4 protein-coding genes, 1 tRNA gene and 1 pseudogene are annotated in these 6,536 nt (G+C 55.9%); 3 read left to right on the top strand and 3 right to left on the bottom strand.

What is annotated here, in order from left to right:
- Positions 1–3,395 (top strand): PA14 domain-containing protein (locus E2L05_RS14450; protein WP_133343610.1); only part of this gene is annotated, 3,395 nt, incomplete at its 5' end.
- Positions 3,396–3,647: 252 nt separating this feature from the next.
- Here the strand turns inward: E2L05_RS14450 and E2L05_RS21135 are convergent.
- Positions 3,648–4,005 (bottom strand): annotated as a pseudogene (locus tag E2L05_RS21135) (IS3 family transposase); the annotation flags it as partial.
- Between the two features lie 185 nt (positions 4,006–4,190).
- A tRNA-Arg gene (locus E2L05_RS14445) sits at positions 4,191–4,267 on the bottom strand.
- Positions 4,268–4,505: 238 nt separating this feature from the next.
- Between E2L05_RS14445 and E2L05_RS14440 the strand changes: the two genes are divergently transcribed.
- Together E2L05_RS14440 and E2L05_RS14435 are read left to right on the top strand one after the other, a co-directional pair.
- A complete protein-coding gene (locus E2L05_RS14440) occupies positions 4,506–5,540 on the top strand; it encodes a LacI family DNA-binding transcriptional regulator (RefSeq protein WP_133343609.1) in 1,035 nt (344 codons plus the stop codon).
- Positions 5,541–5,543: 3 nt separating this feature from the next.
- Positions 5,544–6,017, top strand: coding sequence for an RNA pyrophosphohydrolase (locus tag E2L05_RS14435; RefSeq protein ID WP_133343608.1), 474 nt, complete (start codon positions 5,544–5,546; stop codon positions 6,015–6,017).
- Here E2L05_RS14435 and E2L05_RS14430 read toward each other — a convergent pair.
- Entirely contained in the window at positions 6,014–6,514 is a 501-nt protein-coding gene (locus E2L05_RS14430; protein WP_133343607.1) for a hypothetical protein, read from the bottom strand. The two genes, E2L05_RS14435 and E2L05_RS14430, sit on opposite strands and share 4 nt — an antisense overlap.
- Between the last annotated feature and the right edge of the window lie 22 nt (positions 6,515–6,536).

The raw sequence follows: 6,536 nt of genomic DNA, 5'->3' as shown, positions 1-6,536 counted from the left end.
TCCCGGTTGTGGATGTGAACGAGGCGCCGGACGGGGTTGAGGTGGATCTTGCGCCGCTGCGCGAGAATGCGGCCGGGGCGGATCTGGGCGCGGTGCGTGTGAGCGATGGGGATGCCGGGGACACGGCGGTGCTCAGCGTGGATGATCCGCGCTTCGAAGTGGTTGCGGGGCGGCTGAAGCTGAAGGAGGGCATCGCCCTAGACGCCGAGGCGGAAAGCCACGTGACCCTGCGCCTGACCGCCACCGATGCGGGCGGCCTGAGCCACGCGCAGGTGCTTGAGATCCCGGTTGTGGATGTGAACGAGGCGCCGGACGGGCTAACGATTTCTGCAACGCAACTTCCGAGTTCAGATGATCTGGTTCTTTGGCTTGATGGGCAAGATCGTGATGGAAATTTCGCGCCTGACGCAGCCGGAGAGGTAGCCGAGGGAGCTTGGGTCGACAAATCCGGTGCGGGCAGCACTGGCTTTCTGAAAGGTGATGCTCCGACGGTTGGCGACAGTGGGTTGGATTTTTCGGGCACGAACTCGGGTTATGAGATTTCTGGAAATAGCGATCTGAACCGAGGAACTTTTCCCCAAAAGACCTTTGCGCTGTCCTTCGAAACAGGGGCCGATATCAGCGGCGTTCAGATGATTTACGAGCAGGGCGGTACCGTACGGGGGTATTCCCTGTCCATCGCGCCGGACCCTGACACGGGCGTTCCGACCCTTTGGGGGCTCGCATATAACAAGCGCGAATGGGATGATGGTCATGAACACAAGCCGCTAAACTTGGGTGCCGCAGAGCCAAATACCTTTTACAACGTTGCTTTGGTCCATGACGCGACAAACCCCGATCCGGAGGAGCAGCTGTTTTCGGGCTACGTCGACGGCGTGTTGGTGGACCAGGTGGACCATGTTGGGGTGCAGTACAATCACCCCGACGCGGCTGGGATCGGCAACCTGAATAACGGGACGGTTCTGCCGCACACCGGGAAAGCGTTCACAGGGGACATTCCCTTTGACGGCACAATTTCTGAAGCAATGTCCTGGAATGGCGCTTTGGATGTACAGGAGATAGCCGAACTTGATGGGCACTTTCTGGCAAACCGCACCCAAGTCGAAGACGGTGTTTCTGTCTTCGAAACGGCGCAGGATGGCGCGGTTGTTGCGACACTATCTGCCAGCGATCCCGATGCGGGTGACAAGCTGGCGTATCAAATTATTGATGAGAACGGCCAGCCTGTCGACGACCCGAGGTTCGAAATTGACGGCACTTCGATCAAATTAAGGTCTGGCACGGCGCTGGATCATGAGACCGGTTCAGAGCATAAGTTGATTGTTCAGGTCACGGATGAAGCCGGATTGAGCCGAGCCGAGACGCTTACGGTTCAGATTCTTGATGTTGATGAGGCCGCCACGGACATCACACTTGATACAACCTCTGTTGCTGACACCATCGCGCCGGGCAGTTTGATCGGGCTGCTGGATGCCATCGATCCGGAAGGTGGCGCGCTGAGTTTTGGATTCGTTGGTGCATCAGACCGATCCATAGATCACGACGTGTTTGAAATTGTCGGAAACGAACTGCGCCTTCGAGATGAGGCAGTTTTGCGGTTTGAACAGCAAGCCAGCTTTGATCTGAATGTCGAAGTGATCGATGCCGGTGGCAATGTCAGTTACGATACGATCACTGTCGACATCACGGATGGGAACCGTGCCCCGACCGACATTACGATAGATAGTGTTGATGTCCGCAGCGCAGACTTTGGCGCTGTTGTCGGGCGACTTGAAGTGGTGGATTTAGATGCTGGCGACACACACAGTTTTACGGTTTCGGATGCGCGTTTTACGGTCGAGGACGGTGCGCTAAAGCTTCACGATTGGGCCGATCTAGATCTCAATGAAGATGCAGATTTGACGCTGTCGGTAACGGCAACCGATGCCGCTGGCGAAAGTGTGACCGAAGAGATGGCGTTGAATGTCGCCGACGCAGCAGTCGTTCGGGTCAGTTCAGGCTTTCGCATCGCAACGTATGATTTGGAAAAGGGCGTTGAGCACGTCGACGTCGTAGATTGGGCTGCGCAACCGAATCAAGTCATCCTCTCATCGTCAATAGATCAACAAAGCGGGACCGCAGGCTCCGGGGCGATCGGGACTCAAATCACAGGCAGGTTCGTTGCGCCCGAAGACGGTGAATATACGTTCCACTTTCCAAAAAACGGCAGCGCCACACTCACAATCGATGGAGATGTTATCACACCGGATGACCCAAGTGGCAGCAGCGTGAGGGTCAAACTTGGCTCTGGGGATCATGGGATCGATTTGCGCCATGTCGGCGAGCAGGAAGAGGGTGGTCTTTCATTGACTTGGGAAGGGCCCGGTCTTGACGGAAGCGGGTTGCTAGAGGCTGCGCCAGGCATGGAAATTCCAGAGAATGGGATGATCGCGCTTGATATTTCGATCGGCGCAGACGTGGCAGAGGCAACAACGGCAGGGTTCAAGGCGAACTATTTCGACCTTGATCATTCGCTTGCTCACTTGGACGACGTAGACTGGTCCGCAGACCCGGATCACAGCGAAACTGTCGAAGAGATCGACTACACTAACAGTAACAAGAGCTTTTGGTCAGAAGGATCTGCCGATACCTTTGCCGCGAAGCTCACAGGCGCCGTTGATGTGCCAGAGGGAGGGACATTCAGCTTTCACCTAGGCGCAGATGATGGTGCCATGCTGTATGTCGATGGCGAGGCGGTTCTCGACAATGACGGCTTGCATGCATACCGGACCCGAACGGCCGAAATAGAGCTTGAACCGGGGCAACACCAAATCGAAGTGCGATACTTCGAAAACTATGGCCACGCCGGGTTGAAGCTGGAATGGGAAGGGCCCGGTCTTGAGGGTCGAAGCCTTGTGACGTCAGATGTCGAGGTTGCGGAAGACCCCTATGCCAATGATACGATCGAAATAACGGGCCTTCCAAGCGACACGTTAGTGTTGGGTGGGGCCGAGGCGATCCTTTCAGATGGTGGGCCGATTGACGTGACCGGTTGGGACATGTCCGTGATCGAAATTGCCCCGCCGCCTAACTACGCTGGAACAATCGACTGGGGAGTTAGGATCACTCCGCCCGACGGTAGTGATCGCCCGATTGCGTTTTCGGATACATTCACGCTTCAAGTGACTGACGCATCAGGAGGAGTGCCAGATCAGGAAGCCAGTTCGCCGGATGCCATAGTGTTCGATGCTGAGAATGACTTTGGCTGGGCTGAGGACGAAATTGGAACCGGATCAGCTTCATATATGGAGAGCGGCGAAAGTGATGAGGACGTGCTGTCAGAAGAGGTCATGCTTTTGCCCGATGCAGAAATTCCGGCTGAATTTATGGAAACGCACGACCGACATGACTATTAGTCCGACTCTTTCTTTTTGCAGAGCGTGTGGAAGCGAACACGAAGATCGTGACCACAGCGCGATTGGATACAACGTCCCGATCGCCATGCACTATCCCGATGGCGTCACCAGCCCGTCATCGTGAGACAGCCGGGAAATTCCAGCTTTCGGCGGTCCAAGGTTGGGGAGCAGTGCAGAAGCCGGAAAAATCCAGCTTTCGGCGGTCCAGCGTTGGGGAGCAGAGCAGGACCGAGGACAACTTGCGGCCAACGCTGACAGACACTCCGGCGACCAACGCTCGCCTGATTTCGGACTCACCGGCAGGGGCGTCCGCGATCCTAGCGCCCATTTTCGTTCCCGTCGCCGCCTGATATCCAGCTTCACTTCGGTACAAAGACAACAGAGCTTCTTGCGTTCATGATAATCCCCTTGCGCTCCAGCATCACGCTGATGCGCCGATAGCCAAACTGGCTGCGATTGGGCACGACGGCTTTCATCGCCTTGCGTGTCTCAGGGTGTCCGGCGGGCGTTCACGTCGGACCCTCTTTTGATCGACACCGACGAGTCGGTAGGCTTGGTTTGGGATATTGTGGTCCGAAATTGCCCGTAGTGCTGCCTCTCGCCGCTTGGTCGTTCGCCATTTTGCGTGCACCAATAGCTCATCGGAAGGAACGAGAAGGCGCAACACCGTGCGAGATTTGTCCAGGTTTGGTCCAAGAATTTCCCCGTTCCAGCAGAACTAGGCGCGAAAATTCACAGTACGTTCTGCGGACTTAGTCACAAAGACCTGTAAATAAATAACTTTATAGGTGTTTTTGGTGACCCCGACTGGATTCGAACCAGTAACCTGCCCCTTAGGAGGGGGCTGCTCTATCCAGTTGAGCCACGAGGCCATCTTGCGAGCGTGCGAAAGCTCTTTGCCGACGTCGCAAAACTAAGTGAGATTGGCCCCGAGTTCAAAGAACTTTTGTTGATAATCAGGGCGCCGTGAAATGTTTAAAATTCCTGTCTGCCATTGATCTATGCATTGTTTTGAATTTGGAGGGGCGCGACACTGACGCCTGCCGATCAAACATTGCGAGATGTCGGATTTTGCACGTATGATCCGTGCATTGGACGGAAGGAGCCCAAATGTCAAAACCACCGCGCCGCCCCCTTACACTGCGTGATGTCTCGGAAGCCTCAGGTGTGAGCGAGATGACAGTGAGCCGCGTTCTACGAAACAGGGGGGACGTGTCAGACAAAACAAGAACCCGCGTTCTTGAGGCGGCTAAAATGCTGGGTTACGTGCCAAACAAAATCGCCGGCGGTCTTGCATCACAACGGGTCAACCTTGTTGCGGTTATAATCCCGTCGATGTCGAACATGGTTTTCCCTGAAGTCATGATGGGTATTTCTGAAATCCTTGATGACACTGAGCTTCAGCCGGTGGTTGGTCTTAGCCATTACAAGCCAGAGCGCGAAGAGGCAGTGCTTTATGAGATGCTATCGTGGCGTCCATCAGGCGTCATTTTGGCGGGTCTTGAGCACACGGATGCTGCCCGGGCCATGCTGGCGAGCGCAGGGATCCCAATTGTCGAGATCATGGACACCGACGGTGAGCCCGTCGATGCGATGGTCGGTATTTCGCATCGCCGTGCAGGGCGCGAGATGGGGGAGGCGATCGTCAAAGCAGGTTACAAACGTATTGCATTCCTCGGAACCAAAATGCCGTTGGACCACCGCGCGCGCAAAAGGTTTGAGGGCTTTACGCAAGCGCTTGCCAAGGGCGGATTGGAGATTGCTGATAGTGAATTCTATGCGGGTGGATCGGCACTGATGAAAGGGCGCGAGATGACCGAAGCCGTTCTGGAGCGGACCCCTGACATTGATTTCATCTATTACTCAAATGACATGATCGGTGCAGGGGGGTTGCTGTACTGTCTTGAAAAGCAACTCGACATTCCGGGCGAGATCGGGCTTGCGGGCTTTAATGGTGTGAGCCTTTTGGAAGGCCTGCCGAAACACTTGACCACGATGGACGCGTGCCGATCAGAGATTGGCCGAAAAGCGGCTGAAATCATCGCCGCGCGTACCCTGAAAGGGGCCGAAGGTGGCGGTGAGGTCGTTACACTTGTGCCCGAGATCATTTATGGTGGCACGCTGCGCAACCCACCAGAGGAGTGACCGGTGGCTGAGCATTATGAACTGCCCTATCGGTCCTGCGTCGGCGTCGTTCTGGTGCGTCCTGACGGGATGGTCTTTGCCGGGCAACGACTGGACACGCCCGGGGCATGGCAAATGCCGCAAGGGGGCATAGACCCGCACGAGACACCAAAGGCTGCCGCTTTGCGCGAACTTGAGGAAGAAACAGGCGTGCCCGCTTCCATGGTGTCCATCGAAGGGCAGACAGAGAATTGGGTGACCTATGATTTGCCTGAGCATCTGCTGGGCAAAGTTTGGAAAGGTCGGTATCGCGGCCAGAAACAGCTTTGGTTTCTGTTGCGTTTTTCCGGAAACGACGAAGATATACAGATCAATACCGAGCACCCTGAATTTTCGACGTGGCAGTGGATGTCGGTGCCGGATCTGATTGCTGCAATCGTGCCGTTCAAAAAAGAGGTCTATGAGGCTGTCTTCAGGGAACTTGGCCCCAAGATTTAGTTTCCCAAAGGGATACGCAACGTTTGACCAAGAGCAGTTCCGCAGGGCGGCATACTGACCTGAAGCGGTCTAACGCTGCCACCTTGGATTATGCTTGCACGCAGTACTTTCCCGCATGTCTGAGTGCTTTCAATTGCTTCGATATAGGCGACCGATGGGCCGGACAGTAGATCGATCAGCGCGCTACCGGAGGGAAACCCAAGCGGGTAGGCCATGACATCAGGGCCGGACTCGGCCAACGCTGCGCCAGGCTTTCCCCAGCGTTCGCCATCCGGCCAGATCACAGCGGTTGGGTCAGTCGTTGATGAGGGGCTGCTTGGCAGTGCGGCTTGCAGTGTTTGTCCTTCGATTTCGACCGAGAGGGTATTGATGCCGCTGTTTACAGGGAGCGTCAGACTCAGAGTGCCTGACGGGTCTGTTTCCTCAGAAACCTTGAGCGGGCCGAGGGTGATGTCTGCGAGTGTATAGGGGGCGCAAGGGGCTTCTAGCGTCGCCACAATCGCCCCCTCCGTGCTTTGC

Origin of the sequence: Meridianimarinicoccus aquatilis (genome assembly GCF_004358675.1) — a bacterium.
Taxonomy (GTDB): domain Bacteria; phylum Pseudomonadota; class Alphaproteobacteria; order Rhodobacterales; family Rhodobacteraceae; genus Meridianimarinicoccus; species Meridianimarinicoccus aquatilis.
The sequence above is the reverse complement of the archived record's forward strand: the minus strand, read 5'-3'. Positions and strand labels throughout refer to the sequence as shown.

What these genes read in the sequence shown, in the direction of transcription:
- E2L05_RS14440 (WP_133343609.1), top strand. Translation starts at nt 4,506, where the DNA reads ATGTCAAAACCACCGCGCCGCCCCCTTACACTGCGTGATGTCTCGGAA.